The following is a 25721-nucleotide window of genomic DNA, read 5'->3' as shown; positions in this document are numbered from 1 at the left end:
CGATGGCTCCGAAGATCGATCTCGACAGCTATGTGAAGGGGGTACTCGACGGGAAGCGGGCGCACATCGCGCGCGCCATCACCCTCGTCGAGTCCATCCGCCCCGACCACCGGGCACTGGCGCAGCAGTTGCTGCGCGAACTGCTGCCGCACTCGGGCAACGCCCGGCGCATCGGCATCAGCGGAGTGCCCGGCGTCGGCAAGTCCACGTTCATCGACGCGCTCGGCACGATGCTCACCGGGCTCGGGCACCGGGTCGCGGTGCTCGCCGTGGACCCGTCCTCCAGCCGTACCGGCGGCTCCATCCTGGGCGACAAGACCAGGATGGAGCGGCTCGCGGTGGACCCGGCCGCGTTCGTACGCCCCTCCCCCACCGCCGGCACGCTGGGCGGAGTGGCCAAGGCGACCCGGGAGTCCGTCGTGGTGATGGAGGCGGCCGGCTACGACGTGGTGCTGGTGGAGACGGTCGGCGTCGGTCAGTCGGAGACGGCGGTCGCCAATATGGTGGACACGTTTCTGCTGCTGACGCTGGCCCGCACCGGTGACCAGCTCCAGGGCATCAAGAAGGGTGTGCTGGAGCTGGCGGACGCGATCGCGGTGAACAAGGCCGATGGTCCGCACGAGCGGGACGCCCGCTCCGCGGCGCGTGAACTGGCGGGCGCGCTAAGGCTGATGCACCCGGTGGACGCGGCATGGACTCCACCGGTGCTGACGTGCAGCGCCCGGGAGTCCAGCGGTCTGGACACGTTGTGGGAGCGGCTGGAGCAGCACCGGGCCCTGCTGGAGTCGACGGGCAGGCTCGCAGCCAAGCGGAGCGAGCAGCAGGTCGACTGGACCTGGACGATGGTGCGGGACGACCTGCTGGACAGCCTGCGCGGCCATCCCGGGGTACGTGCGCTCGCGCCGGAGCTCGAACTGCGCGTACGGGAGGGCTCGTTGCCCGCCACGCTGGCCGCCGAGCAGATCCTGAAGGTGTTCCGGGGCCCCGGACAGGCGGCCCCGGACGGTTCCTAAAGGCCCTGGAGGTCGAGCTGGTACTCGACCGAGCGGTGGGTCGCCTCGTAACCGAACGCGTCGTTGATGCGCCGCATGTACGTGTTGCTGTCTGCGGTGTCCGCGAGCAGTCCGCCCAGATCCGGGTGGCGCTCGCGGGCCCGCAGGACGGACAGGGCCTTCATCCAGCGTGCGAGGCCGTGGCCCCGGTGCTCGGGCAGTACGCCCGTTCCGTAGTGCTGGCCGTCGCCCTTTCCGTCGCCCGGTACGACGAGTTCGGTGAAGCCCGCGATCGTTCCGTCGTTCTCGTCGACGGCGGCCACGGTGTGGAGGCGGTCGCCGCGCTCCTCGACGGCCTGCGCCACGGCCCGTACACGGTCGACGTCCCACACGACGATTCCGTAGTCGGTGTCGTCCATGGGCATGTCGTCCATGGCGCGGCGCGACGCGGCGAACGTCTGCGCCAGCGGACCGGGCACGGCGCCGTCCCAGGACTCCAGCCGGTAGCCCGGATGCGGCTCCCGGGTGACGGCGGTCAGGGCCGCGGTGTCCAGGTCCTCCAGGGACAGCCGGGCGTAGGTGAGGGTGAGGACCTTGCGCAACCCCTTGGCCCGCAGGAACCCGTCTCCCGGGGTCCCGGCCTCGGTCTGCGCGACTACGGAGCGCCTGCCGTGCTCCCGGGCCGCCCGGACCGCCGCGTCCAGCAGTTGCGAGCCGGTGCCCTTGCGGCGTTCCACCGGGTGCACATGGAGTTCCAGTTCGGCGAGGTGGTCCTGGCCCTCGCGGGTGAAGACCCGGAGGAACGCCGATCCGACGGGCGCTCCCGACTCGTCGGAGGCCAGCCACGCCAGGCGGTAGTCGTTGGCGCCGCGGTCGGGATCGGTCAGGGCGGTGAGGTGTATCGGCAAGGTGACTCCGGAGTCGTGACGGGGATCGGCCCGGAGTACGAAACCACCCCCCGCTCCCCCACCGCAATGGGTTACCCGCACCACATCGCCCACCGGAGCCCGACGGGCGTGCTACATTGCAATCGGTACATGTGCATGCCTCTCATTCAGGCTCCGGTACCGATTCACCTTCACCACGCTGATGCGCCCGTCCTCTGCGACCGGCGATCCAGCTTCATCGCATGGCTTTCCTCAGTCCGGTACGGGTTCTCCCACCGGCCTTTCCTGCCCGTCGTCCGGGGCGTGAGATCTCCGCCCCCGTCTCAGCCGGGCCCCTTCATTCGCATGTCCGCGAAAGGACCACCCCGCATGACCACCACACTCGAACACCCCGTCACCACCACGACCCGGCCCGCGGCCGCCACGGCCGCCGCCGGCATCCTCGACATCACGCAGCAGGGGCACGGCTCCCTGCGCTCGGCCGGCGGCCATCCCGCCCCCGGGGACGTACAGGTCCCCGCGGCACTCATCCGCAAGCACGGCCTGCGCAAGGGCGATGTCGTCGAGGGGGCCTGCGAGCGGCCCCGCGCCCTGAGCGCCGTCGCCCGCGTCAATGGCCTGCCTCCGCAGTCACTGCGCGGCCGCCCGCACTTCCGCGACCTCACTCCGCTCCACCCCCGGCAGCGGCTGCGCCTGGAGACATCGTCCGGCAGCCCCTCGACGCGCATCGTCGATCTGGTCGCCCCTGTCGGCAAGGGGCAGCGCGGGCTGATCGTCGCACCTCCCAGGACCGGCAAGACGGTTCTTCTCCAGCAGATCGCGGCCGCCGTCGCCGAGAACCACCCCGAGTCCCATCTGATGGTGGTGCTCCTCGACGAACGGCCCGAGGAGGTCACCGACATGCGCCGCTCGGTTCGCGGCGAGGTCTACGCCTCGACCTTCGACCGGCCGGCCAAGGAACACATCGCCCTCGCGGAACTCGCGCTCGAACGCGCCAAGCGGCTCGTCGAGCAGAGCCGGGACGTCGTCATTCTGCTGGACTCGCTCACCCGCCTCTGCCGGGCCCACAACAACGCGGCGGGGAACGGTGGACGCACCCTGAGCGGCGGTGTGGACGCCGCCGCGCTGACAGGCCCCAAGCGGCTCTTCGGCGCCGCCCGTCTCACCGAGGAGGCCGGTTCCCTGACCATTCTGGCCACGGCGCTCGTCGACACCGGCTCCCGGGCGGACGAGTACTTCTTCGAGGAGCTGAAGGGCACCGGCAACATGGAACTCCGGCTTGACCGTTCACTGGCCGAGAAGCGCATCCACCCTGCGGTGAACATCGCCGCCTCCGGCACTCGGCGAGATGAACTCCTCGTGCCGGCCGACGAGTTGACCGCCGTACGAGGACTGCGCCGGGCCCTGCACTCCAGGGACGCGCAGACCTCCCTGGAGACGCTGCTGGACCGAATCCGGCGTACCGAGGACAACGCCGCATTCCTGCGCCTGATCCGCACCACCGTGCCGTCGGCCTGACGGTCCCGGGTGACGGATCACTTCATCCGGGCGTTCAGGGACGCGGTGTGCTCACGGACCTGCTCCGGGGTGAGGTATCTGTCCGTGTACTCGAAGTCCCGCAGTGTCGCGGGCTTGCGGGACTGGAATCCCGTACGGACGAAGTCGTCGCCCGCCGCCGCGTTGATCAGCCAGTTGGTCATGACGCGTGCCTTGGCCACGTTGGTCCGCAGCGCCGACCAGTGGTAGCCGCGGGCCACGGCCTGGGCCGTGATCCCGTGCATCTCGATGCCCAGGGGCTTGGAGACGGCGTCCTTGCCGCCGAGGTCCACGACGAGCCCGAGATCCTTGTGGACGTACGGCCGCAGCGGCTGGTGCCGGAGCGTCGCCAGCAGGTTGTCGGCGAGCCTGCGGCCCTGACGCATCGCGTGCTGGGCCGTCGGCGGGCAGACCGCGCCGTCGCCCTTGGCCAGGTCCGGCACTGCCGCCACGTCGCCGAGCGCGAACATGCCGTCGTAGCCGGGCAGGGTCATCTCGGGGGTCACCGCCAGCCTGCCACGGACCGTCTCCGCGTCGAAGGTGGTGACGAGCGGGCTCGCGGTGACACCGGCCGTCCAGATCAGCGTGCGGCAGGGCAGTACCCGGCCGTCGGTGAACGTCACCGTTTCGGCGCCCGCCTCGGCGATGGAGACACCGAGCGACACCTCGATGCCGCGTTCCCGCAGGACCTTCAGCGCGCTCTCGCCCAGCTTGTCGCCCAGCTCGGGCATCAGCTTCGGAGCGATGTCGATCAGATGCCACTTGATCAGCTTCGGGTCGAGCCGGGGATAGTGCCTGACCGCGTTGCTGGTGAGCCGTTGCAGACAGGCAGCCGTCTCGGTGCCCGCGTACCCGCCGCCGACCACCACGAACTGCAGCCGGGAGGCCCGCTCCTCCTCGTCGTTGCTGGCATCCGCGAGGTCGAGCTGCGCGATCACGTGATCACGTACGTACGCCGCCTCGGCCAGCGTCTTCATGCCGCGGGCGTTGTCCAGCAGGCCGGGGATGTCGAACGTGCGGGTGACACTGCCCGGACTGAGCACGATGTAGTCGTACGGCTCGTAGACCACCTCGTCGGTGATCTTGCGGATGACGCAGACCTTCGCCCTGGGGTCCACTCCGATGGCCCCGCCGGGAATGATGCGGGTGCGGTGCCGACTGCTCCGCCTCAGTGACACCGCGACGGACTGCGGGGTGAGGACGCCGGAGGCGACCTGCGGCAGCAGCGGCAGGTAGAGCTGGTACGAGAACGGTGCGACGAGCGCGATGTCCGCTTCACCCGGGCGGAGCCCACGCTCCAGACGGCGTACGCACTCGACCCCGGCAAATCCGGCTCCGACAACGAGAATCCTGGGTCGTGCCACAGTGTTCGTCCCTTCTCGGGGTCTGCACGGTCGACCGTTCGCCTGCCCCGTCACACGCGCCCGTCACCTCTCATCTTTACGAGACGGGCGCGAGTCCGCCTGCTGGGACGGCAGAACGGACGACGTCGGCCGTCTATCTGGCCAGGTACGTCACAACGGTGCAGGCGCCTCCCGCCGTGCCCGCGCAGACCACCGCGGCGGCGACGCACCGCCTCCTGAGCCTCTGATAGCGCTCGCTGTACTCACCACGCAGCTCGGCGGCACGGACCGAGACGCGTACGAACATGGCCCGCGAGGCGGCGGCCCGGTCGGCCGTGTAGACCCGCTCCACGTCCTCGCGCTGGGCCGTCGTCAGCCACGGCAGCTCGTCGGTGAAGCGGCGGGCGCGCCGCCGTGCCTCCTCGGCCTCGGCGTTCCACAGCAGATAGCCCTCCATCTGGGCCAGACCGCGGGCGCTGTCCTTCTCGGGATCGGGACCCATGCGTCTCTCCTCCTCCCCGGCTGTCCTGCTCACGCCTGCCTGTCCCCCGGCGCCACCGTCGCGGAGCGGTCACCGCGGTTCGCGGCCTCGTCGAGTTCGCGTACGGAGGGGTGGTGCAGGTCGAACGCCGGGGATTCGGAACGGATCCGGGGCAGTGTGAGGAAATTGTGCCGCGGCGGCGGGCAGGAGGTCGCCCACTCCAGCGAACGGCCGTAGCCCCACGGGTCGTCGACCCCGACCGGCTTCCCGTACTTCGCCGTCTTCCACACGTTGTAGAGGAAAGGCAGCATCGACAGGCCGAGCAGGAACGAGGAGACCGTCGAGATCGTGTTCAGCGCGGTGAAGCCGTCGCTGGCGAGGTAGTCCGCGTATCGACGTGGCATCCCCTCTGCGCCCAGCCAGTGCTGCACCAGGAACGTGCCGTGGAAGCCGACGAACAGCGTCCAGAAGGTGATCTTTCCGAGCCGCTCGTCCAGCATCTTGCCGGTGAACTTCGGCCACCAGAAGTGGAATCCGGCGAACATCGCGAACACCACGGTGCCGAAGACGACGTAGTGGAAGTGCGCGACCACGAAATACGAGTCCGAGACGTGGAAGTCCATCGGCGGCGAAGCCAGGATGACACCGGTCAGACCGCCGAAGAGGAACGTCACGAGGAAGCCGATCGACCAGAGCATCGGTGTCTCGAAGGACAGCGAGCCCTTCCACATCGTGCCGATCCAGTTGAAGAACTTCACCCCGGTGGGCACCGCGATGAGGAACGTCATGAAGGAGAAGAACGGCAGCAGCACCGCACCGGTCACGTACATGTGGTGGGCCCACACGGTCGCGGACAGCCCGGCGATGGCGATCGTCGCGCCGATCAGGCCGATGTAGCCGAAGATCGGTTTGCGGCTGAAGACGGGGATGATCTCACTGACGATCCCGAAGAACGGGAGCGCGATGATGTACACCTCCGGATGGCCGAAGAACCAGAACAGGTGCTGCCAGAGCAGCGCGCCGCCGTTGGCCGCGTCGAAGACGTGCGCACCGAACTTCCGGTCCGCCTCCAGCGCCAGGAGCGCCGCGGCGAGGACCGGGAAGGCGAGCAGGACCAGCACACCGGTCAGCAGGACGTTCCAGACGAAGATCGGCATGCGGAACATCGTCATGCCGGGTGCGCGCATGCAGATGATCGTGGTGATGAAGTTGACCGAACCGAGGATCGTGCCGAAGCCGGAGAAGGCCAGGCCCATGATCCACATGTCGGAGCCGACCCCCGGCGAGCGGATCGCGTCCGTCAGCGGGGAGTAGGCGAACCAGCCGAAGTCGGCCGCGCCCTGCGGGGTGAGGAAGCCGGCCACCACGAGCAGCGAACCGAAGAGGTACAGCCAGTACGCGAACATGTTCAGCCGCGGGAACGCCACATCGGGCGCGCCGATCTGCAGCGGCATGATCCAATTGGTGAATCCGGCGAACAGCGGCGTCGCGAACATCAGCAGCATGATCGTGCCGTGGATGGTGAACGCCTGGTTGAACTGCTCGTTCGACACGAGCTGCGTGCCCGGGCGGGCCAGCTCGGCGCGCATGACGAGTGCGAGCAGGCCGCCGATGAGGAAGAACGCGAACGAGGTGACCAGGTACAGCGAGCCGATCGTCTTGTGGTCGGTGGTGGTCAGCCACTTGATGACGACGTTTCCCGGCTCCTTGCCGTGCACCGGAAGCTCGTTGGCGTACGACTCCTCTTCGTCCGTCGGCTCTGCTGTGCCCGTCGTCGTCACTGGGACGCTCCTTCGGTTGTCTGCCGCGGGTGGGCTGCGCACCCGGTGTGGCGCCGCTTCCATCGGGTCGGCCGAACGGCCCTCCCCGCGCGTCGCGCGTGATTCCGGTTGCAGCAAACCAGCCACGGGCCCGCCCAAGGCGGCCCGGCGCCCGCCACGGCGCCACTTTCACTCGTCAGGGCGTCCCCCGGCCCGCGGGCGGCCGGGCCAACCGGGCCGCGCGGGAACCGTGCTGAAAACAGCTCCGCCCCGGCTCGACGGAGAGTCGGCCGGGGCGGAGCGGTCACAGGGCGTACGGGCGGGGGCAGAGGTGCGGAGCCCCCGTTCCGTCCGCCCTTCTCACATCAGGCGAGGCTCGCGATCGCCTGGTTGAACGTCGCCGACGGGCGCATGACGGCCGCGGCCTTGGCCGGGTCGGGCTGGTAGTAACCGCCGATGTCGACCGGCTTGCCCTGGACTGCGACCAGTTCGCCGACGATGGTCTGCTCCTGCTCGGCCAGCGTCTTGGCGAGCGGGGCGAACGCCGTCGCGAGCTCGGCGTCGGTGCTCTGCTGCGCCAGCTCCTGAGCCCAGTACAGGGACAGGTAGAAGTGGCTGCCGCGGTTGTCGATGCCGCCGAGCTTGCGGCTGGGGGACTTGTCCTCGTTGAGGAACGTGGCGGTCGCGCGGTCCAGCGTGTCGGCGAGGACCTGGGCGCGCGCGTTGTCCGTGGTCTGCGCGAGGTGCTCGAAGCTGACCGCGAGGGCGAGGAACTCGCCCAGGCTGTCCCAGCGCAGGTAGTCCTCCTTGACGAGCTGCTGGACGTGCTTGGGCGCGGAGCCGCCGGCGCCCGTCTCGAACAGACCGCCGCCGTTCATCAGCGGCACGACGGAGAGCATCTTCGCGCTGGTGCCGAGTTCCAGGATCGGGAACAGGTCGGTGAGGTAGTCACGCAGCACGTTGCCGGTCACCGAGATGGTGTCCTCGCCGCGGCGGATGCGCTCCAGCGAGAAGGCGGTGGCCTTCTCCGGGGTCAGGATCTCGATCTGGAGACCGTCGGTGTCGTGGTCCGCCAGGTAGGTCTTGACCTTGGTGATGAGCTGGGCGTCGTGCGCACGGTCCTCGTCGAGCCAGAACACGGCCGGGTTGCCGGTCGCGCGGGCGCGGGTGACGGCGAGCTTGACCCAGTCCTGGATCGGCAGGTCCTTGGTCTGGCACATCCGGAAGATGTCACCGGCGCCCACGGTCTGCTCCAGCACGGCGTTGCCGGCGGCGTCGACGACGCGCACGGTGCCCGTGGCGGGGATCTCGAAGGTCTTGTCGTGGCTGCCGTACTCCTCGGCCTTCTGCGCCATCAGACCGACGTTGGGCACCGAGCCCATGGTCGACGGGTCGAAGGCGCCGTTGGCACGGCAGTCGTCGATCACGACCTGGTAGACACCGGCGTAGCTGCTGTCCGGCAGGACGGCGATGGTGTCGGCCTCGCCACCGTCCGGGCCCCACATGTGGCCGGAGGTGCGGATCATGGCCGGCATGGAGGCGTCCACGATGACGTCGCTGGGGACGTGCAGGTTGGTGATGCCCTTGTCGGAGTCGACCATCGCCAGGGCGGGGCCCTCGGCGAGCTCGGCCTCGAAGGACGCCTTGATCTCGGCGCCGACGTGAGGCACCGAGTCGAGACCCTTGAGGATCCCGCCGAGACCGTCGTTCGGGGTGAGGCCCGCGGCGGCGAGGACGTCGCCGTACTTGGCGAAGGTGTTCGGGAAGAAGGCGCGGACCACGTGGCCGAAGATGATCGGGTCGGAGACCTTCATCATCGTGGCCTTGAGGTGCACGGAGAAGAGCACGTCCTCGGACTTGGCCCGGGCGATCTGCGCGGTGAAGAACTCACGCAGCGCGGCGACGCGCATGACGGCGGCATCCACGACCTCGCCGGCGAGCACGGGTACGGACTCGCGCAGCACCGTGGTGGTGCCGTCGTCGCCCACCAGCTCGATGCGCAGCGAGCCGGGCTCGGCGATCACGGCGGACTTCTCGGTCGAGCGGAAGTCGTCGACGCCCATGGTGGCGACGTTCGTCTTGGAGTCGGCCGACCAGGCACCCATGCGGTGCGGGTGGGTCTTGGCGTAGTTCTTGACCGAAGCGGGGGCGCGGCGGTCGGAGTTGCCCTCGCGCAGGACGGGGTTGACCGCGCTGCCCTTGACCTTGTCGTAGCGCGCGCGGACGTCCTTGTCCTCATCGCTCTGCGGGTCGTCCGGGTAGTCCGGAAGCGCGTAGCCCTGCTCCTGGAGCTCGGCGATCGCGGCCTTCAGCTGCGGGATCGAGGCCGAGATGTTCGGCAGCTTGATGATGTTCGCACCGGGAGTGGTGGCCAGCGCGCCCAGCTCGGCAAGAGCGTCGTCGATGCGCTGGTTCTCCTGGAGGCGATCGGGGAAACTGGCGATGATCCGGCCCGCCAGGGAGATGTCACGGCTCTCCACGGTGACCCCGGCCTTCGAGGCATAGGCCTCGACCACGGGCAGGAACGAATACGTCGCCAGGGCCGGGGCCTCGTCGGTGTGTGTATAGATGATGGTCGAGTCAGTCACCCTGTGCTCCGCTCCACGTCTGCAACATTGCTTGACATCAAGATATCTCGTGATCGCCCGTGTCTCGACAGGGCCCTGCCCCCACACGATTTTGCGGTGGGCCTGCCGGCCTGGCAGCGTGCAGCAGCATGAGCACCGACAGCGAGTACGAGACGGCGGACGCGGCACTTGCGCAGGCGGTGCGCCTGCGCAAAGAGAAGACTCCCCGGGCGCACGAGGAGCTGGTGAGCCTGGCGGCGCGCCATCCGCGCGATGCCGCCATCGCGTACCAGGCCGCCTGGTCGCACGATTCCCTAGGGCTCGAGGCCCAGGCCGTGCCGTTCTACGAGCGCGCGCTGAGCGGAACAGGGCTTGCGGCAGAGGACCGCCACGGGGCGTTTCTCGGCCTCGGCAGCACGCTGCGGGTGCTGGGGCGCTACGAGGAGGCGCGCGAGGTGCTCGGCCGGGGGCTGGGCGAGTTCGCGCAGGATGCCGCCCTGCGGACGTTCCTGGCCATGACGCTGTACAACCTGGGCGAGTCCCGCGAAGCCGTACGGACACTGCTCCTGGTGTCGGCCGCCACCAGCGAGGATCCGCAGGTCCGGGCGTATCGTCCGGCGATCGAGTACTACGCCGATCGCCTGGACGAGACGGAGTAGGGCCTCTCAGGGCCGGTGCCGCGGGGGGACCTGTTCGCCCGTCGGCACGGGACCGGGCGGGGTGCCGTCGCCGAACGGCCGGCCGCCGAGCTGCTCGCGGTGGTGCGGTGTCAGCCAGCCCGCAAGGTCGGGCCCGACGGGCACGATGCCGGTGGGGTTGATGCCCGTGTGGACGCGGTAGTAGTGCTGCTTGATGTGGTGGAAGTCGACGGTGTCCCCGAATCCGGGGGTCTGGTAGAGGTCTCTGGTGTACGCCCACAGGACCGGGTCCTCGGCCAGTTTCGAGCGGTTGCACTTGAAGTGGCCGTGGTAGACGGCGTCGAAGCGCACCAGGGTGGTGAAGAGGCGGATGTCGGCCTCGGTGATCGTGTCGCCGACGAGGTAGCGCCGGTCCGACAGCCGGTCCGACACCTGGTCCAGGCGGCGGAAGAGCGTCTCGTAGGCGCTCTCGTACGTGCGCTGACCGTCCGCGAATCCGGCCCGGTACACGCCGTTGTTGACGTCCCGGTAGATCCCTTCCATCACCTCGTCGATCTCCTCGCGCAACGGCGCCGGGTAGAGGTCGGGTGCCCCGGGGCGGTGCAGCGCGGTCCATTCGGTGGCGAAATCCAGGGTGATCTGCTGGTAGTCGTTGGTGACGAGCCTGCCGCTGGGGACGTCGACGATCGCGGGGACGCTGACGCCGCCCGGATAGCCGCGTTCCCTGGCGTCGTACGCCTCGCTCAGATATCGGATGCCGAGTACCGGGTCCCGGCCGTCCGGGTCCAGGGTGAAGCGCCAGCTGCGGTCGTCCTGCAAGGGGTCGGCGACGGCGAGCGAGAGCGCGCTCTCCAGGCCCAGCAGCCTGCGGGAGACCAGGGCGCGGCTCGCCCAGGGGCAGGCGCGGCTCACCACGAGGCGGTAGCGGCCCGCCTCGACGGGCCGGCCGCCCTGGCCGTCGGCGGTGATGCGGTCGGCGAAATGGCTCCGGGACCGTTTGAAGGGTTTGTGCCCGTACGCGCTGTTGCCGTCCTGGGCGGTGCCGTCCGGGTCGTTCATCGCGTCTCCTTAGTGGTCCGCCGGGGAGGGTGCGGACTTCTGTGTACGGGTTCTGCCCCGCCGGGCCCCGCCCACGTCGGCCAGCGCCACGACGAGTCCGGCGATCACGAAGGCGACGGAGACGATGAGTCCGTGGTCGTAGGCGGTGGACCAGGCGGCGGAGCCCACCTGGGCGAAGAACACGGAGCCCACGGCGGCGATCCCGATCGCGGAGCCGACGCGCTGGCCGGTCTGCAGGGTGCCGCCGGCGCTTCCCGCGGTGGCCACCGGCACCTGCGACAGGGTCAGGGTCTGGTTGGGTGCGATGACCAGGCCGCTGCCCAGTCCCGCCAGCAGCAGCGGGGCGGCCATCGCCCATCCCGCTCCCCTGCCGGGCACCAGGTGGACGGCGAGTGCGGTGGCTGCCAGTCCCACCGCGACGGTGGCCATGCCCACAACGACGAGGGGGCGCCCGTACCGGCCGACCAGCCGGCCGCCGGGGCCTGCGGCGACGGCCGAGCCCAGGGCGAAGGGGGTGATCGCCAGGCCCGCCTGCAGGGCGGTGTAGTGCAGCCCGCTCTGCAGGTAGAGCGTGGTGATGAAGAAGATCGAGGTGAATCCGGCGAAGTACAGCAGGATCAGCAGGCAGCCCAGCCAGTAGGAGCGGACGCGGAAGAGCCGGAGGTCGACGACCGGATGGGTGCCGCGGCGGCCGCACCGGGATTCCCAGCCGACGAACGCGGCGAGCAGTACCGCGGCGACCAGCAGGAGCAGCCACTTCCCGTTGCCCGGCCACTGATGGGCCTGGACGAACGGGAGCAGCAGGGCCAGCACCCCCGCGCCCAGCAGCAGGATCCCGAAGGGATCGAGGTCCCGCAGCCGCACCGGGCCTGCGGAGGGGGTGTCCGGCAGCAGCCGCCGCGCCAGCAGAAGGCAGACGAGCCCGAGCGGCAGGTTGACGTAGAACACCCAGCGCCAGCCCTCCTCGGCACCGGCCGCCTGGATGAGCAGTCCGCCCAGCAGGGGACCGACGGCGGTGGAGATGCCGACCACCGTGCCGAACATGCCGAACGCCCGGCCCCGCTCCCGCCCCGAGAACATCTGCTGGATGAGGGCGGAGATCTGCGGCGAGACCAGACCGCCGGCCAGCCCCTGGACCAGTCGGGCGATCACCAGCCAGGTGCTGGACTGGGCGGCGCCGCAGGCCGCGGACGACAGGGTGAAGAGCACAAGTCCGGTCATGAAGACCTCGCGACGCCCACGGGCGTCGCCGAGGCGCCCGGCGGGAATCAGGAAGAGGCCGAAGGCGAGCGAGTACCCCGAGAGCACCCACTGCAGATCGGACTCCGGAGTGTGCAGCCCCTCCCGGATGGACGGCAGGGCGACGTTGACGATCGACACGTCCAGCAGGGTCATGAAGCCCGCGACCAGGCAGACCGCGAGCGCCTGCCACCTCCGGGGGTCGGGGGCGTCCGGTCCGGCGGCGGAGCCCGCATCCCGACCCGCAGAACCCCGGTACCCCGCGCTCTCTGCCATGGCTCGCACCTTAGGTCGCACGCCCCGATTCCTCATCCCGGCAGGGCCACCCGGCCCACCGATCGAGTGATCGGATCGCACTTACCAGTTTTTCATGCTTAAACACTTGCATTTGCAAGATAAATAGCCCTAATGTGCAGCGTATGCAGTCATACACCATTGGGCAGGCCGCCCGCCTGCTGGGCGTCAGCCCGGACACCGCGCGGCGCTGGGCGGATGCCGGCCGCGTCGCCACCCATCGCGAGGAGAGCGGTCGCCGCCTCATCGACGGCCGCGACCTGGCCGCGTTCTCCGTCGAGGTCGCACAGAACAGCACGGGCGAGGAAGAGACCTCCTCCACCTCCGCGCGCAACGCCTTTCCGGGCATCGTCACCGCGGTCAAGCTCGGGGACGTAGCGGCGCAGGTGGAGATCCAGGCCGGTCCGCACCGGCTCGTGTCACTGCTGACCCGGGAGGCCGTCGAGGAGCTCGGACTGGAGGTCGGCATGACGGCGACCGCCCGCGTGAAGTCGACCAGCGTGCACATCGACCGCACCTGACACACCCCCTCCGGGAGGGCGCCCGCGACGGCCGGGGGCGCCCTCCCGGAGCTGCGTCCGCACCGCTGATCCGCGACCCTCAGACTCCGCAGCAGCCTCCGGCCCGGGACTCCTCCGCCGCTTCGGCGGGGCCGGCCGGGGCGACACCGGCGATCTGCACCAGTGCCGGAGCGGGCGCCGCACAGCAGCCCCCGTCGTCCGCCTGGCCGGCGGCCGGGTCGTCGAAGAGGCCGGCGCCGCCGCAGACCCCGGTCTCGGGGAGGGTGAGTTCGACGCGGTCGGCGGCCTCGGTGTCGCCGGCGAGTGCGGCGGCGACGGAGCGGACCTGCTCGTAGCCGGTCATGGCGAGGAAGGTGGGGGCGCGTCCGTAGGACTTCACGCCGACCAGGTAGACGCCCTGTTCGGGATGGGAGAGCTCGCGGTGGCCGTGCGGGTAGACGGTGCCGCAGGAGTGCTGGTTCGGGTCGATGAGCGGGGCGAGCTCCACCGGCGCCTGGAGGCGCTCGTCCAGGGCGAGGCGGAGTTCGGACAGGAAGGAGAGGTCGGGGCGCAGGCCCGTCAGGACGATGACCTCGTCCACCGGGTCCAGGCGCCGGCCGTCCTCGCCGACGAGGATCAGGCGGTCGTCGTCGGTGGGCTCAATGATCTCGGTGCGGAAGCCGGTGACGGCGTCGGCGTACCCGTCGTCGACGGCCGCCTTCGCGGCCAGGCCCAGGGCGCCGCGGGCAGGGAGCTGGTCGGCGTTTCCGCCACCGAAGGTGGAGCCGCCGATGCCGCGGCGCAGGATCCACACGGAGTGGGTGCCGGGTTCGCCCTTGGCCACGTCGGCGAGGGCGGCCAGGGCGGTGAACGCGGAGGCCCCGGAGCCGATGACGGCGGTGCGCCTGCCCGCGTACCGGGCGCGGACGGCGGGGTCCTTGAGGTCGGGAATGCGGTAGGAGATGCGGGCGGAGGCGGCGTGCTCGCCCAGGGCGGGGAGTCCGTCGGCGCCGACCGGGCCGGGGGTGGACCAGGTGCCGGACGCGTCGATCACGGCGCGGCCCAGGATCCGCTCCTCGGATCCGTCGGCGCGCGCGATGCGGAGAGTGAAGGGCTGCTGCTCCCGGTCGGCGTCGACGATCCGGTCGCGGCCGAGGCGCGAGACACCGGTGACGGTCACCCCGTAGCGGACTTTGTCCCCGAGGGCGTCGGCGAGGGGCTGGAGGTACTGCTCGGCCCAGTCCCCGCCGGTGGGATAGGCGTCCGCGTCGGGCCGAGCCCATCCCGTGGGTGCCAGGAGCTTCTCGGCGGCCGGGTCGACGAGCTCGCCCCACGTCGAGAACAGCCGCACGTGCGACCAGCCGCGCACCGCGGTGGCGGCGGTGGGTCCGGTCTCCAGGACCAGCGGTTCGATGCCGCGCTCGACGAGGTGGGCGGCGGCCGCCAGCCCGGCGGGGCCGGCGCCGATGACGACGACCGGAAGGTCTGCAGTGGTGGTCATGGCGGTGATGCCCTCCGGAATGGGCGACCGATCCCGGCCGCTGTTTCGATGATTGTCTATATCCGGAGCTTGCCACTCGTATCGATGAGCGTCAACATAGACGCATGTCGAAGTCAGAAATGCTGGAGCTGCCGGCCCTGAAGACCGGAGCAGTCGTGCCGTGCTGCCCGCCGATCACCGCGGGAGAGCTGTCGCAGGACGACGCGGAGAGAATGGCCGCGATGTTCAAGGCGCTGTCCGACCCGGTGCGACTGCGCCTGTTCTCCAAGGTCGCGTCACATCCGGGCGGCGAGGCGTGCGTGTGCGACATCTCCGATGTCGGCGTCTCCCAGCCGACCGTGTCGCATCACCTGAAGAAACTGCGCGAGGCGGGGCTGCTGACCTCGGAGCGGCGTGGAACCTGGGTCTACTACCAGGTCGCGCCGTCCGTCGTGGCAGCCATGTCCGCCATGCTCGACCTGCGGACCTGACGGCACCGGCACCCCGCTCGCAGCACCTGCGAGGCCCGGCGCGCAACGTCAGCCCTCACGGCCCGCCGTCACGGGCGAAGCGAACCTGTTCCGCCAGGCCAGTGCGACGTACACCAGCCCGATCAGCACCGGAACCTCGATCAGCGGGCCGACGACACCCGACAGCGCCTGGCCGGAGGTGACGCCGAAGGTGGCGATGGCGACGGCGATGGCCAGCTCGAAGTTGTTGCCCGCCGCGGTGAAGGCCAGGGTCGCAGTGCGGTCGTAGGCCAGCCCGAGGGCCTTGCCGAGCACGAAGGACCCGAAGAACATGATCGCGAAGTAGACCAGCAGCGGCAGTGCGATGCGTACGACGTCCAGCGGTTGCGAAGTGATGGTCTTCCCCTGAAGAGCGAAGAGGATGACGATCGTGAAGAGCAGCCCGTACAGGGCCCAGGGCCCGATCCTCGGCAGGAACTTCGCCTCATAGGGCCCGCGCCCCATCGTCTTCTCGCCGATGCGGCGGGTGAGGAATCCGGCGAGCAGCGGGACGCCGAGGAAGACGATGACGTTGAGGGCGATGTGCCACACGGGGACATCGAGGCCCTGTCCGTCGCCGAGGCCGAGCCACTGGGGCAGCAGGTCGAGGTAGAACCAGCCCAGCACTCCGAAGAGCAGGACCTGGAAGACCGAGTTCAGGGCGACGAGGACGGCCGCGGCCTCGCGGTCGCCGCAGGCCAGGTCGTTCCAGATGATGACCATGGCGATGCAGCGCGCGAGGCCGACGACGATCAGGCCGGTGCGGTACTCGGGCAGGTCGGGCAGGAAGATCCACGCCAGGGCGAACATGACCGCCGGTCCGACGATCCAGTTGATGACCAGGGAGGACACCATCAGCCTGCGGTCGCCGGTGACGGTGTCGAGCTTGTCGTAGCGGACCTTGGCCAGCACCGGATACATCATCACCAGCAGGCCGAGCGCGATCGGCAGGGAGACGCCGCCGACCTCGATCCTCGCCAGCGCGTCGTTCATCCCGGGGATCAGCCGCCCCAGCGCCAGGCCGGCGGCCATGGCGAGCAGGATCCACACCGCGAGGTAGCGGTCGAGGGTGGAGAGCTTCCTGACGATCGAGTCGCCCCCGGGCCCGGCCGCGGCCCGGCCGGCCGTGGGGGCCGTCGCGGTGCGCTCGGCAGTCACGGGCAGGCCCTCTTGTTCTCAGCTGCTGCGCCGGCGGACTCGGCCAGCGCCGCGAACTGCGCCGAAAGACCGGCCAGGACCTCGGGGCGCAGCTTGTAGTAGGTGAAGCGGCCGCAGGGCTCGGTCTCGACCACACCGGCCTCCCGGAGGACCTTCATGTGGTTGGACAGGTTCGTCTGCTTCGCACCGGTCTCCTCGACCAGATGCGTCGTGCAGAGCGTCTCGCGCGCCAGCAGGGTCACGATCCGGAGGCGGAGCGGATCGCTCAGCACCCGCATCAGATCAGCATCGACTGAAGTCAGCATGTGCTGATATTGTCACATCACTGCCCACTGATACCAGTAGGGACTGACGCCAACTGGGACTGACTCGTCTCCGGCTGGTTCCGTCATCCGACGAGGGAGCACGATCACCATGGCCGAGCCCGGCGGCAAGCCGTCCGTCCTGTTCGTGTGCGTGCACAACGCAGGCCGCTCCCAGATGGCCGCGGCCTGGCTGGCCCACCTGGCCGGGGACCGCGTCGAGGTCCGCTCCGCAGGATCGAACCCCGGCGACGCCGTCAACCCCGCTGCCGTCGTGGCGATGGCGGAGGCAGGGATCGACATCTCCGCGCAGACCCCGAAGGTCCTGACGGCCGACGCGGTCCGGGAGTCGGATGTGTGCGTCACGATGGGCTGCGGCGACACCTGCCCCGTCTTCCCCGGCAAGCGCTACCTCGACTGGAAACTGGACGACCCGGCCGGGCGGGGCGTCGAGGCCGTACGCATCGTCCGCGACGAGATCAGGGCGCTCGTCGAGAACCTCATCGAGGAGATCGCCCCGGACACCGCGGGCTGACGGCCCGTCCCTCAGGCCGCGCCCTTCTTGGCCGCGGCGAGGATCTTCACCACGGTGTGGAAGAAGCGCGTCGTCGCGTCGTGGCCCAGGACGCGCTCCTGGAAGCCCTTCGCGGCGGGCGCCTTGCCGTTGATCAGATACCAGACGACGAAGGCGTCGTACCCGGTGCTGCCGATGATCTCCATGTCCTTCTTCGGAGAGAGCATCGGCAGCGAAAGCTCCGGATCGATCCGCTCGGTCGTGAACACCACGCAGCAGCGCAGGTCGTCGGTGACCGTGACGTCCTTGAACGGGTCGAGCGCGATCAGCGCCTCCAGTTCCGGCACCGTACGCAGACAGACCGCGACCTCGTAGCCGAGTTCCCGTTCGAGGTGTTCACCGATCCGGGCGCCGAGCACGGACCGGTCCGACTCGTCGGACTCGAAGAAGACGTTTCCGCTCTGGATGTAGCTGCGTACGGAGTCGAACCCCATGTCCGTGAACAGACTGCGCAGATACTCCATCTTCACCGAGCGGCCCGGCACGTTCATCCCGCGCAGGAACGCGATGTACAGCAAATCAGATCACCTGTCCGCAAGGAGACGCACGAAAGAGAGGGGGAGCCACGGTCGGCGCCCGACAGCGTAGCCCGCGTGCCGCCGGCTGAGGGGGCGGCAGGTCCGCACGCACAGGAGGTTTCACTGCCGGGTCACGCGGCATCCCCCAAGGGCCGCTCGGCGGGCGCCGACTGCGCGATCCCGGTCGCCGTGCCCGCCAGCGCGATGCACAGCACGGCGATTCCGATGACGACGAAGACCGCGGTGACCCCGAATCCGGCCGCGGCCGCCGTGGCAGCGGCCGCGCCCAGCGGGCCGAGAGCCGAGTGGATGGTCCAGAACGTGGAGGTGACCCGTCCCAGCAGCCGGCTCGGGGTCACCTCCTGACGCAGCGACATGGAGGAGATTCCGGCAACACCGGTGCACATGACGTTGACCGTCATCAGAACAGCGATCACCGGCACGCTCCTCGCCGGCCCCATGCAGGTGACGGCCACGCCGGCGAGCGCGAAGGCCGTGATCCAGCTCGCCCCGAACCCCATGCGCGCACGGACCCGGGCGACCACGGCGGAGGCGATGAACGCGCCGACCGTTCCGGCCGCCAGCACATAGCCGACCGTGGTGTCGCGGTGGCCGAGATCGTGCTTCAGCAGATAGATGACGAGGTCCGTCATCCCGTAGGTGAGAAAGGTCAGCAGCGACAGCAGCACGGTCAGGGGCCGGAGCACCGGATGCGCCCGGAGAAAGCGTGCGCCTGCCAGGAACTCCCGCCGCACCGCGCCGCGTCCGGCGCTGCCGGTGTCGACGCGCGGGGTCGTGCGGATCCTGACGAACAGCACACCGATCGCGGAGACCGCGAAGGTCACGGAATCTATGCCGATGGCAGCGGCCGGACCGGCGGCCGCGGCCACGAAGCCTGCGAGTGCCGGACCGGCGACTCCGGCGACGGCGAAGGTGGCGAAGAGATGCCCGTTGGCTCGCGCGATCTGGTCCGGCCCCACGATGGCCGGGACCACGGTCACGTAGGTGACCTGGAAGAGCATGGCGAAGACACCGACGACCGGCACGATGAGGTAGATCAGCCAGATCGGCGTCGCGAACAGCCAGACCAGCGGGATGACCGCGTAGAGCAGACAGCGGGCCCCGTCGCTGATCATCAGGAGCCGCTTGCGGTCGAACCGGTCCGCGATCACCCCCGCGAACACACCCGTGACGATGGACGCGACTCCGGTGAGGCCGGTGACGGCCCCCATCTGGACCACCGACCCCGTGCTGTGCAGCACCAGGAGCGGAATCGCCACGTACGAGAAGGAGTCACCGAGGGCGGACAGGGCCTGGATCACCAGGAACATGCGGTAGTCGGGGTTTCTCCGGAGTGAAGAGGAAACAGGTTCACCCGCTGCCGTCGCCGTCTCCTTCTGCGGCCCTTCACCTGCACCCACTGCGCACCCTCCTCGGTCCGGCCCGGCCTCGACGGTATGCCTCAAGGTGCTGAGGGGCCCGTCATTTTCCGGCCGCACCGGGGACATCGCGCACGAGCGGGCAGGTGCGGTTCTTCGCACGGGACCTCCGGCGTCCTACGGTGGTGGTCCACCGTCGACAGCCTTCCTGGGAGATTCCGTTGCGCATGCTGATCAACGTCCCCGAAACCGTGGTCGCCGACGGGCTGCGCGGCATGGCCGCCGCCCATCCCGAACTGACCGTGGACGTCGAGAACCGTGTCGTCGTACGACGCGACGCCCCGGTGGCCGGAAAGGTAGCTCTGGTCTCCGGTGGCGGGTCCGGGCACGAGCCGCTCCATGCCGGGTTCGTGGGCCCCGGAATGCTGTCGGCCGCCTGCCCGGGTGAGGTGTTCACCTCTCCCGTTCCTGATCAGATGGTGCGGGCCGCCGCCGCCGTCGACAGCGGTGCGGGCGTGTTGTTCGTCGTGAAGAACTACACCGGTGACGTGCTCAACTTCGAGATGGCCGCCGAACTCGCCGACGAGGAGGGGGTGCGGGTCGCCCAGGTGCTCGTCAATGACGACGTGGCCGTGACCGACAGCCTCTTCACGGCCGGGCGAAGGGGCACGGGAGCGACCCTGTTCGTCGAGAAGATCGCCGGGGCGGCGGCGGAGGAGGGCGCACCGCTGGACCGGGTGGCGGCCCTCGCGCGGCAGGTCAACGAGGCGTCGCGGAGTTTCGGGGTGGCGCTGACCTCGGTGACCACGCCCGCCAAGGGCTCCCCCACCTTCGATCTGCCGCCCGGCGAACTCGAACTCGGGGTGGGGATCCACGGCGAGCCCGGACGGGAGCGGCGCCCGATGATGACGTCACGGGAGATCGCCGACTTCGCGGTGGACGCGGTGCTGGAGGACCTGCGGCCGCAGGGACCGGTCATCGCGCTCGTCAACGGGATGGGGGCGACACCGTTGCTGGAGCTGTACGGATTCAACGCCGAGGTGCAGCGGGTGCTCTCCGAGCGCGGTGTGGTGGTGGCCCGTACCCTCGTGGGGAACTACGTGACCTCGCTCGACATGGCGGGCTGCTCGGTGACGCTCTGCCAGGTGGACGAGGAGTTGGCACGGCTCTGGGACGCGCCGGTGCAGACACCCGCACTGCGCTGGGGCCGTTGACCCGCCTGGCCCCTCCCGGAATGCCCTTTCGTCCGACGTACCGAGGAGCGCATGTGCTCGACGCCGATTTCTTCCACCGCTGGATGTCCACGACCGCGGCCTCGGTCGACCGTGAGGCGGCGCATCTGACCGAACTCGACTCCGCGATCGGGGACGCCGACCACGGCAGCAACCTGCAGCGTGGTTTCACCGCGGTCGCGGCAGCCCTGGACAAGGAGCCGCCGCAGACACCGGGCGCCGTGCTGATGCTCGCCGGACGGCAGTTGATCTCGACCGTCGGCGGGGCATCGGGGCCGCTGTACGGGACGCTGCTGCGGCGCACGGGCAAGGAACTGGGTGATGCTCCCGCCGTCACCGCCGAGGAGCTGGCCCGGGCGCTCGGGGCAGGTGTGGCGGCGGTGGCCCAGCTGGGCGGTGCGCAGGCAGGCGACAAGACGATGCTCGATGCGCTGCTGCCGGCGGTCGAAGCGCTCGGAACGTCGTTCGAGGCAGGCCGGGACGCGGCCCTGGCCGGCGCGCTGGCGACCGTCCCCCTGCAGGCGCGCAAGGGCCGGGCGAGCTATCTGGGTGAGCGGAGCATCGGGCATCAGGATCCGGGGGCGACATCGTCCGCGCTGCTGATCGACGCGCTCGCGGAGACCGCCGGCGCGGTGGGAGGTGGCGCATGAGCGCGGACAGGCAGGTCGGGATCGTGCTGGTGTCGCACAGCGGTCCGGTGGCCGAGTCGGTCGCCGAGCTGGCGAGGGGGCTCGCGGCGGGCGGGGCGACGGCGCCGGTGGCCGCGGCCGGCGGTACGCCCGCGGGCGGGCTCGGGACCAGCGCGGAGCTCATCGCGGAGGCGGCCCGGTCCGTCGACGGCGGTGCGGGGGTCGCGGTGCTCGTCGACCTGGGCAGCGCCGTCCTCACGGTGAAGGCGATGCTGGCCGAGGGCGACGAGCTCCCGGACGGGGCACGCCTGGTGGACGCGCCCTTCGTGGAGGGTGCGGTGGCCGCCGTGGTCACCGCGTCGGCCGGCGGCGACCTCGACGCGGTGGTGGCCGCGGCCTCGGAGGCGTACGACTACCGCAAGGCGTAGGCGGCCTGTCGTCCGTACGGCGTCGGGTCTGCCGCCACACACTTGACGGCATGGCAGCCCACACTTCCCCAGGACGCAGCGCCGGACTTCTCCTGTTCCGCCGCCGCGGCACCGGCTTCGAGGTCCTCGTCGGGCACATGGGCGGACCGTTCTGGGCGCGTCGGGAGAGTGCGGCGTGGTCGGTCCCCAAGGGCGAGTACGGCCCCGAGGAGGGAGCGGAGGCGGCGGCACGGCGGGAGTTCGAGGAGGAGTTCGGCCACCCGGTGCCGGACGGCGCATGGGTGGCCCTGGGCGAATCGCGTCAGGCCGGCGGCAAGACCGTGACGGTGTGGGCCGTGGAGGCCGACCTCGATCCGGCCACGGCGGTGCCTGGGACGTTCACCATGGAGTGGCCGCGGGGGTCGGGTGTGCAGCGGGAGTTCCCCGAGATCGACCGGTTCGCCTGGTGCGCGCCGGAGGTCGCGGCCGAGCGGCTCGTCAAGGGCCAGCGGGTCTTCGTGGACCGGCTGCGGGACCATCTGGCGGGCGGCCGGGGCACCCCTCCCGCGCACGGCGACGGGGCCTGAGCCCGCCCGCCCCGTCGTCGTGCGTCGCCGCGGTCAGGTGCGGGCGACCGGCCTGCCCGCATGAAGCTCAAGCCGGTCGCCGGTGAAGCGGCTGCGGAAGCTGCGGTCGTGCGAGACGACCACGACGGCTCCTTCGTACGCCGCCAGCGCCGCCTCCAGCTCCTCCACCAGCGCCAGGGCGATGTGGTTGGTCGGTTCGTCCAGCACCAGCAGATCGGCGGGCCTGGTGACCAGCCGGGCCAGCGCCAGTCTGCGCTGTTGTCCGATGGACAGCGCGGCAACCGGGACCGACAGGTCCTCCGGGCGGAAGAGGCCGAGTGCGAGAAGCATGTCGGTGTACTCGTCGGCGTGACCGGGCCGTCCGGCCGCGAAGGTGTCCAGCAGGGTGCGCCGGGTCGGCCGGGCGGGGAGTTCCTGTGGGAGATAGCCGATCCGGGCCCGGCGACGCACCGTGCCCGATGCGGGGGCCAGGTCGCCCGCCAGAACCCTCAGGAGGGTCGATTTCCCGGCCCCGTTCGCCCCGGTGACCAGCAGGCGCTGCCCGCTGTCCACCCTCAGCGCCGGCATGCTCAGCCGGTCGCCCACCACGACGGCCGCGAGCTCCACGAGTGGCCCCGGCTCCCGGTCGCCGCCGGAGGCCAGGGTCGGACCGGCGGAGAACCGCAGTGGCTGGGGCGGAGCCGGCACCGGCGCCCTGCGCAGCCCTTCCAACCGTGTTCTGGCCGCCCTGACCTGACCTGACAGCTTCGCCTCGTGCGAGCGGCGGTGCTTGCCCCAGCCCTCCCCCGGGTCCTTTCCGGTGGCGGCGAGCCGCTGTCCCGCGGCGTTCACGAGTTCTTCGGTCCGGGCCAGCTCGTCCAGCCACTCCTGGTGGTCCTGGGCCCAGCGGCGGCGTGCCGCGGCCTTCGCCGTGCGGTAGCCGTCCCAGCCGTCCCCGTACCGGACGACGCTGCGCAGATCGCGGTCGACCTCGATGATCACGGTGGTGGTCCGTTCCAGGAAGGCGCGGTCGTGGGTGATCACGACGAGGGTGCCGCGGTGGGCGCGCAGCTGGTCCTCCAGCCAGGTGGTGGCCCGGAGGTCGAGGTGGTTGGTCGGCTCGTCGAGGAGCAGCAGTTCGGGCCCTGCCGCCAGGACGCAGGCGAGCGCCAGCCTGGACTGTTCGCCCCCGGAGAGGCTGCCGAGCGTCCGCTCCCGGGTGAGGTACGCGAGTCCGAGGCCGTGCAGAGCGGCGTCGGTCCGGGCATCGGCCTGATATCCGCCGCGCTCCTCGTACTCGGTCAGCAGGTCTCCGTACATGGCCAGTTGTGCGTCGTCGACTTCTCCGGGTGCGGCAAGTGTCTCTTCGGCGGCGCGGATCCGCCGCTCCAGTGCCCGCAGTTCGGCGAGGGCGGCGTCGACGGCGTCCTGGACGGTGCGGGAGGGGTCGAGGGCGAGCGTCTGGGAGAGGTAGCCGGTGCCGCCGTGGAAGCGGACGGTGATCTCGCCGCTGTCGGGCGTCTCGGCACCGGCGATCAGCCGCAGGAGGGTGGACTTCCCGGATCCGTTCTCGCCGATGACACCGACGCGGTCGCCGGGGCGGACGGTGAGGGACACCTGGTCGAGGACGGCACGGTCTCCGTATGTCCTGGAGACGTCCTTGAGGGTCAGCTGGGGGTGGTCGTGCGGGAGGGGCATGGCTGCTTGTCCCTGGGGGTACGTGCCTCGGCGGCCCGTGGGAGGGCGCGTCGGGCGGGGCTTCCGGACGGTCCGATGGGAGGGCGGGGCGCGGCGCGGCCCGGCGTCACGAGGTGACGGCTCGGCGTCGCGCGGCGGCGACCCTGCCCGGAATCAGCGGAAGAAGTAGTACGAACCCATGAGGGCAGTGTAGCCGGGGCGCTGCGCCGGCTGGTCGGGCTGCGGCCCGGCCCTGTTCGCTCTGCTGATGCCGGCGTCCTGGTGGCGCTCGCGGCCCGCGGATCGCGCACACACCGCCATGGCTCCGTGTACCCCGCCGGCCGTGGTGGCCGTGGTGGCCGTGGTGGCCGTGGTGGCCGAGTAACTCGTCAACGACCTGGTCAAGCCGGCCTTCCTTGAACCGCGGCCTGCCGGACAGCGGCCCGCCGCTGCGCGACAGCCGGCTCCGGCCGCTGGTCGCGGCGCGATGAAGCGGGGCGCGCGGCACCACCCGCGGATACTGCCCCTTCACTCCCCCGGCAGGCGGATGACGGCGAGGCCGCCGTCGAGGTCGACGGTGGAACGGTGGGGCGGGGCGCCGTCCTCCTCGTCGTCACGCAGCAGCAGGGCGCTCTGACGTTCCTTGAGCTCGCTCTGCTTGCCTGGCGAGAACGTCGCGTGCAACTGCTCGAATCCGGTCGCCGAGATCTGGCCCTGCCGGGCACTGTTGCGCCACGGCAGCAGACCGGCCCGGCCCGCGCGAAGCAGCAGCTGGTCCAGAAAGGCGACGGCGGTCAGGCCGATCACCAGTACGGGCAGCGTCATCAGAGCAGCGAATTCCATGCGGGCAGTGTCCCTCCGGAGCAATGCGACGCACATCGGCCGCGGGTATGACGATGCGGGCCGGCGCACAGCGCGCCGGCCCGCAGAGTCGTGAGAAGGAGGCTCGGTCAGCCGTTGGGGAGAATGACGGCTCGGCCGTTGATCCTGCCGTCGTGCAGCCGCTCGTACGCCAGCGGCGCCTCGTCCAGCGAGTACGTCTCGACGTGGACCTTCACCGCGCCCGCGTGCGCCAGGTCGAGCACCTCGGCCAGCTCGGAGCGCGATCCCCAGTACGGGGCGGTCACCGTCGTACTGAACGGCAGGGAGCCGAAGCCCACCGGCAGTGCTCCGCCGCCGATGCCGACGATCGTGACGTCGGAGTCGATGGCGGCCGCGGCGCCGGCCGTGGCGACGGTCGCAGGGGCGCCGACGAAGTCGAGGACGACCTGGGCGCCGATGCCGCCGGTCAGTTCGCGGATCCGGCCGGCGGCGTGCTGGTCGGACAGGACGGTCTCGTGCGCCCCGACGGCACGGGCCAGGGCGAGCTTGTCCTCGGTGACGTCGAGGGCGATGACCCGGACTGCCGTCATGGCGCGCAGCAGCTGGATCGCCACGTGGCCGAGGCCGCCGGTGCCGATGACGACGGCGGTGGCTCCAGGCACCAGCTTCGGCAGGGAGCGCTTGATCGCGTGGTACGGGGTGAGGCCGGCGTCGGTGAGCGGCACGGCCTGCACCGGGTCGAGGTCGCCGAGGGGCACCAGGTGGCGCGGGTCGTCGACGATCATGTACTCGGCCATGGCGCCGGGCGAGCCCAGTCCGGGCGGGTTGATGCCGAGCTCCTTGGCGCGCAGGCAGTAGTTCTCCTTGCCCTCGGCGCACTTGATGCACGTACCGCAGCCCCAGGGGCCGTAGACCGCGACGGACTGGCCGGTCGAAAGCCCGCTGACGCCGTCGCCGAGTGCGGCGACGGTGCCGACACCCTCGTGGCCGAGGGTCATCGGCAGCGGGTAGGGGAACTGGTCCGCGGGCCAGGACATCACCGCGATGTCGGAGTGGCAGACACCTGCCGCGGTGACCTTCAACAGCACCTGGCCGGGGCCGGGCTCCGGGTCGGGCACGGTGACGACCTCGGGTGCGGCGCCGACCTCTCGGTACTGAACGGCTTTCATGGG

General features: G+C 70.5%; 26 protein-coding genes. 10 read left to right on the top strand and 16 right to left on the bottom strand.

The window, feature by feature from the left end:
- Positions 1-2: 2 nt before the first annotated feature.
- A complete protein-coding gene (gene meaB / locus OG912_RS35785; RefSeq protein WP_327712965.1) occupies positions 3-1013 on the top strand; it encodes a methylmalonyl Co-A mutase-associated GTPase MeaB in 1011 nt (336 codons plus the stop codon).
- Here meaB and OG912_RS35780 read toward each other — a convergent pair.
- Entirely contained in the window at positions 1010-1900 is an 891-nt protein-coding gene (locus OG912_RS35780) for a GNAT family N-acetyltransferase (protein ID WP_327712964.1), read from the bottom strand. The two genes, meaB and OG912_RS35780, sit on opposite strands and share 4 nt — an antisense overlap.
- 324 nt (positions 1901-2224) lie before the next feature.
- On the opposite strand from OG912_RS35780, the gene rho reads away from it, so the two are divergent.
- Positions 2225-3397 (top strand): transcription termination factor Rho, encoded by a 1173-nt coding sequence (gene rho / locus OG912_RS35775; RefSeq protein WP_443061058.1) that lies wholly within the window; start codon positions 2225-2227, stop codon positions 3395-3397.
- Between the two features lie 17 nt (positions 3398-3414).
- Here rho and OG912_RS35770 read toward each other — a convergent pair whose 3' ends face one another.
- The 4 genes from OG912_RS35770 to OG912_RS35755 all read right to left on the bottom strand — a co-directional run bounded on the left by OG912_RS35770 (position 3415) and on the right by OG912_RS35755 (position 9587).
- On the bottom strand, positions 3415-4779 hold the full coding sequence (locus tag OG912_RS35770) for an NAD(P)/FAD-dependent oxidoreductase (RefSeq protein ID WP_327712962.1): 1365 nt from the start codon (positions 4777-4779) through the stop codon (positions 3415-3417).
- A 133-nt stretch (positions 4780-4912) separates the two neighbouring features.
- Positions 4913-5260: a hypothetical protein gene (locus OG912_RS35765; RefSeq protein WP_327712961.1), complete on the bottom strand. Its 348-nt coding sequence runs from the start codon at positions 5258-5260 to the stop codon at positions 4913-4915.
- Between the two features lie 29 nt (positions 5261-5289).
- The gene (gene ctaD, locus OG912_RS35760; protein ID WP_327712960.1) at positions 5290-7020 is read right to left on the bottom strand and encodes an aa3-type cytochrome oxidase subunit I; all 1731 of its coding nucleotides are present in this window, start codon (positions 7018-7020) and stop codon (positions 5290-5292) included.
- Between the two features lie 344 nt (positions 7021-7364).
- A complete protein-coding gene (locus OG912_RS35755) occupies positions 7365-9587 on the bottom strand; it encodes an NADP-dependent isocitrate dehydrogenase (protein ID WP_326734302.1) in 2223 nt (740 codons plus the stop codon).
- 128 nt (positions 9588-9715) lie between these two features.
- Between OG912_RS35755 and OG912_RS35750 the strand changes: the two genes are divergently transcribed.
- Positions 9716-10225, top strand: coding sequence for a tetratricopeptide repeat protein (locus tag OG912_RS35750; protein ID WP_327712959.1), 510 nt, complete (start codon positions 9716-9718; stop codon positions 10223-10225).
- Positions 10226-10231: 6 nt separating this feature from the next.
- On the opposite strand, the gene OG912_RS35745 is transcribed toward OG912_RS35750, so the two are convergent.
- Entirely contained in the window at positions 10232-11263 is a 1032-nt protein-coding gene (locus OG912_RS35745) for a glutathione S-transferase family protein (RefSeq protein ID WP_327712958.1), read from the bottom strand.
- A 9-nt stretch (positions 11264-11272) separates the two neighbouring features.
- Complete coding sequence (locus OG912_RS35740; RefSeq protein WP_327712957.1) at positions 11273-12778, bottom strand: MFS transporter; 1506 nt, start codon at positions 12776-12778, stop codon at positions 11273-11275.
- A gap of 143 nt (positions 12779-12921) precedes the next feature.
- On the opposite strand from OG912_RS35740, the gene OG912_RS35735 reads away from it, so the two are divergent.
- Positions 12922-13317, top strand: a complete 396-nt coding sequence (locus OG912_RS35735; protein ID WP_327712956.1) for a TOBE domain-containing protein — start codon at positions 12922-12924, stop codon at positions 13315-13317.
- Positions 13318-13396: 79 nt separating this feature from the next.
- On the opposite strand, the gene OG912_RS35730 is transcribed toward OG912_RS35735, so the two are convergent.
- Positions 13397-14797 carry an NAD(P)-binding domain-containing protein gene (locus tag OG912_RS35730; protein ID WP_327712955.1) on the bottom strand — a complete coding sequence of 467 codons (1401 nt, stop codon included), beginning with the start codon at positions 14795-14797 and terminating at the stop codon, positions 13397-13399.
- 104 nt (positions 14798-14901) lie between these two features.
- Here OG912_RS35730 and OG912_RS35725 point away from each other — a divergent pair, with 104 nt between their 5' ends.
- The gene (locus tag OG912_RS35725; RefSeq protein WP_327712954.1) at positions 14902-15267 is read left to right on the top strand and encodes an ArsR/SmtB family transcription factor; all 366 of its coding nucleotides are present in this window, start codon (positions 14902-14904) and stop codon (positions 15265-15267) included.
- Positions 15268-15315: 48 nt separating this feature from the next.
- On the opposite strand, the gene arsB is transcribed toward OG912_RS35725, so the two are convergent.
- A complete protein-coding gene (arsB, locus tag OG912_RS35720) occupies positions 15316-16443 on the bottom strand; it encodes an ACR3 family arsenite efflux transporter (RefSeq protein ID WP_327712953.1) in 1128 nt (375 codons plus the stop codon).
- Positions 16440-16748, bottom strand: coding sequence for an ArsR/SmtB family transcription factor (locus tag OG912_RS35715; RefSeq protein ID WP_327712952.1), 309 nt, complete (start codon positions 16746-16748; stop codon positions 16440-16442). The genes arsB and OG912_RS35715 overlap by 4 nt, the downstream gene beginning before the upstream one ends.
- 109 nt (positions 16749-16857) lie before the next feature.
- Here OG912_RS35715 and OG912_RS35710 point away from each other — a divergent pair, with 109 nt between their 5' ends.
- Entirely contained in the window at positions 16858-17280 is a 423-nt protein-coding gene (locus OG912_RS35710) for an arsenate reductase ArsC (protein ID WP_327712951.1), read from the top strand.
- An 11-nt stretch (positions 17281-17291) separates the two neighbouring features.
- On the opposite strand, the gene OG912_RS35705 is transcribed toward OG912_RS35710, so the two are convergent.
- Both OG912_RS35705 and OG912_RS35700 read right to left on the bottom strand, forming a co-directional pair.
- Positions 17292-17837 carry a DUF1697 domain-containing protein gene (locus OG912_RS35705; RefSeq protein ID WP_327712950.1) on the bottom strand — a complete coding sequence of 182 codons (546 nt, stop codon included), beginning with the start codon at positions 17835-17837 and terminating at the stop codon, positions 17292-17294.
- 131 nt (positions 17838-17968) lie between these two features.
- Entirely contained in the window at positions 17969-19258 is a 1290-nt protein-coding gene (locus tag OG912_RS35700; protein WP_443061057.1) for an MFS transporter, read from the bottom strand.
- A gap of 179 nt (positions 19259-19437) precedes the next feature.
- On the opposite strand from OG912_RS35700, the gene dhaK reads away from it, so the two are divergent.
- The 4 genes from dhaK to OG912_RS35680 are packed head-to-tail and all read left to right on the top strand — an operon-like array spanning position 19438 to position 22071.
- The gene (dhaK, locus tag OG912_RS35695; protein WP_327712949.1) at positions 19438-20430 is read left to right on the top strand and encodes a dihydroxyacetone kinase subunit DhaK; all 993 of its coding nucleotides are present in this window, start codon (positions 19438-19440) and stop codon (positions 20428-20430) included.
- Between the two features lie 53 nt (positions 20431-20483).
- On the top strand, positions 20484-21098 hold the full coding sequence (gene dhaL / locus OG912_RS35690; protein WP_327712948.1) for a dihydroxyacetone kinase subunit DhaL: 615 nt from the start codon (positions 20484-20486) through the stop codon (positions 21096-21098).
- Entirely contained in the window at positions 21095-21505 is a 411-nt protein-coding gene (locus OG912_RS35685; protein WP_327712947.1) for a PTS-dependent dihydroxyacetone kinase phosphotransferase subunit DhaM, read from the top strand. Before dhaL ends, OG912_RS35685 begins: the two co-directional genes overlap by 4 nt.
- A gap of 50 nt (positions 21506-21555) precedes the next feature.
- Positions 21556-22071, top strand: coding sequence for an NUDIX domain-containing protein (locus OG912_RS35680; RefSeq protein WP_327712946.1), 516 nt, complete (start codon positions 21556-21558; stop codon positions 22069-22071).
- Between the two features lie 33 nt (positions 22072-22104).
- On the opposite strand, the gene abc-f is transcribed toward OG912_RS35680, so the two are convergent.
- The 4 genes from abc-f to OG912_RS35660 all read right to left on the bottom strand — a co-directional run bounded on the left by abc-f (position 22105) and on the right by OG912_RS35660 (position 25718).
- On the bottom strand, positions 22105-23748 hold the full coding sequence (gene abc-f / locus OG912_RS35675) for a ribosomal protection-like ABC-F family protein (protein WP_327712945.1): 1644 nt from the start codon (positions 23746-23748) through the stop codon (positions 22105-22107).
- Between the two features lie 153 nt (positions 23749-23901).
- On the bottom strand, positions 23902-24132 hold the full coding sequence (locus OG912_RS35670) for a hypothetical protein (protein ID WP_327712944.1): 231 nt from the start codon (positions 24130-24132) through the stop codon (positions 23902-23904).
- Positions 24133-24255: 123 nt separating this feature from the next.
- On the bottom strand, positions 24256-24570 hold the full coding sequence (locus tag OG912_RS35665) for a DUF6191 domain-containing protein (protein ID WP_326734320.1): 315 nt from the start codon (positions 24568-24570) through the stop codon (positions 24256-24258).
- Between the two features lie 107 nt (positions 24571-24677).
- A complete protein-coding gene (locus OG912_RS35660) occupies positions 24678-25718 on the bottom strand; it encodes an NAD(P)-dependent alcohol dehydrogenase (RefSeq protein ID WP_327712943.1) in 1041 nt (346 codons plus the stop codon).
- Positions 25719-25721 lie beyond the last annotated feature (3 nt).

The sequence above is a fragment of the Streptomyces sp. NBC_00464 genome (genome assembly GCF_036013915.1).
Classification (GTDB): domain Bacteria; phylum Actinomycetota; class Actinomycetes; order Streptomycetales; family Streptomycetaceae; genus Streptomyces.
The sequence above is the reverse complement of the archived record's forward strand: the minus strand, read 5'-3'. Positions and strand labels throughout refer to the sequence as shown.

Bases quoted from the DNA above. Each gene is read 5' to 3' on its own strand.
- OG912_RS35685 (WP_327712947.1), top strand. From the start codon at position 21,095: ATGAGCGCGGACAGGCAGGTCGGGATCGTGCTGGTGTCGCACAGCGGT.
- OG912_RS35725 (WP_327712954.1), top strand. From the start codon at position 14,902: ATGTCGAAGTCAGAAATGCTGGAGCTGCCGGCCCTGAAGACCGGAGCA.
- OG912_RS35660 (WP_327712943.1), bottom strand. From the start codon at position 25,718: ATGAAAGCCGTTCAGTACCGAGAGGTCGGCGCCGCACCCGAGGTCGTC.
- OG912_RS35750 (WP_327712959.1), top strand. From the start codon at position 9,716: ATGAGCACCGACAGCGAGTACGAGACGGCGGACGCGGCACTTGCGCAG.
- OG912_RS35745 (WP_327712958.1), bottom strand. From the start codon at position 11,263: ATGAACGACCCGGACGGCACCGCCCAGGACGGCAACAGCGCGTACGGG.
- rho (WP_443061058.1), top strand. From the start codon at position 2,225: ATGTCCGCGAAAGGACCACCCCGCATGACCACCACACTCGAACACCCC.
- OG912_RS35730 (WP_327712955.1), bottom strand. From the start codon at position 14,797: ATGACCACCACTGCAGACCTTCCGGTCGTCGTCATCGGCGCCGGCCCC.
- abc-f (WP_327712945.1), bottom strand. From the start codon at position 23,748: ATGCCCCTCCCGCACGACCACCCCCAGCTGACCCTCAAGGACGTCTCC.
- OG912_RS35740 (WP_327712957.1), bottom strand. From the start codon at position 12,778: ATGGCAGAGAGCGCGGGGTACCGGGGTTCTGCGGGTCGGGATGCGGGC.
- OG912_RS35735 (WP_327712956.1), top strand. From the start codon at position 12,922: ATGCAGTCATACACCATTGGGCAGGCCGCCCGCCTGCTGGGCGTCAGC.
- OG912_RS35715 (WP_327712952.1), bottom strand. From the start codon at position 16,748: ATGCTGACTTCAGTCGATGCTGATCTGATGCGGGTGCTGAGCGATCCG.
- meaB (WP_327712965.1), top strand. From the start codon at position 3: ATGGCTCCGAAGATCGATCTCGACAGCTATGTGAAGGGGGTACTCGAC.
- OG912_RS35665 (WP_326734320.1), bottom strand. From the start codon at position 24,570: ATGGAATTCGCTGCTCTGATGACGCTGCCCGTACTGGTGATCGGCCTG.
- OG912_RS35680 (WP_327712946.1), top strand. From the start codon at position 21,556: ATGGCAGCCCACACTTCCCCAGGACGCAGCGCCGGACTTCTCCTGTTC.
- OG912_RS35765 (WP_327712961.1), bottom strand. From the start codon at position 5,260: ATGGGTCCCGATCCCGAGAAGGACAGCGCCCGCGGTCTGGCCCAGATG.
- OG912_RS35710 (WP_327712951.1), top strand. From the start codon at position 16,858: ATGGCCGAGCCCGGCGGCAAGCCGTCCGTCCTGTTCGTGTGCGTGCAC.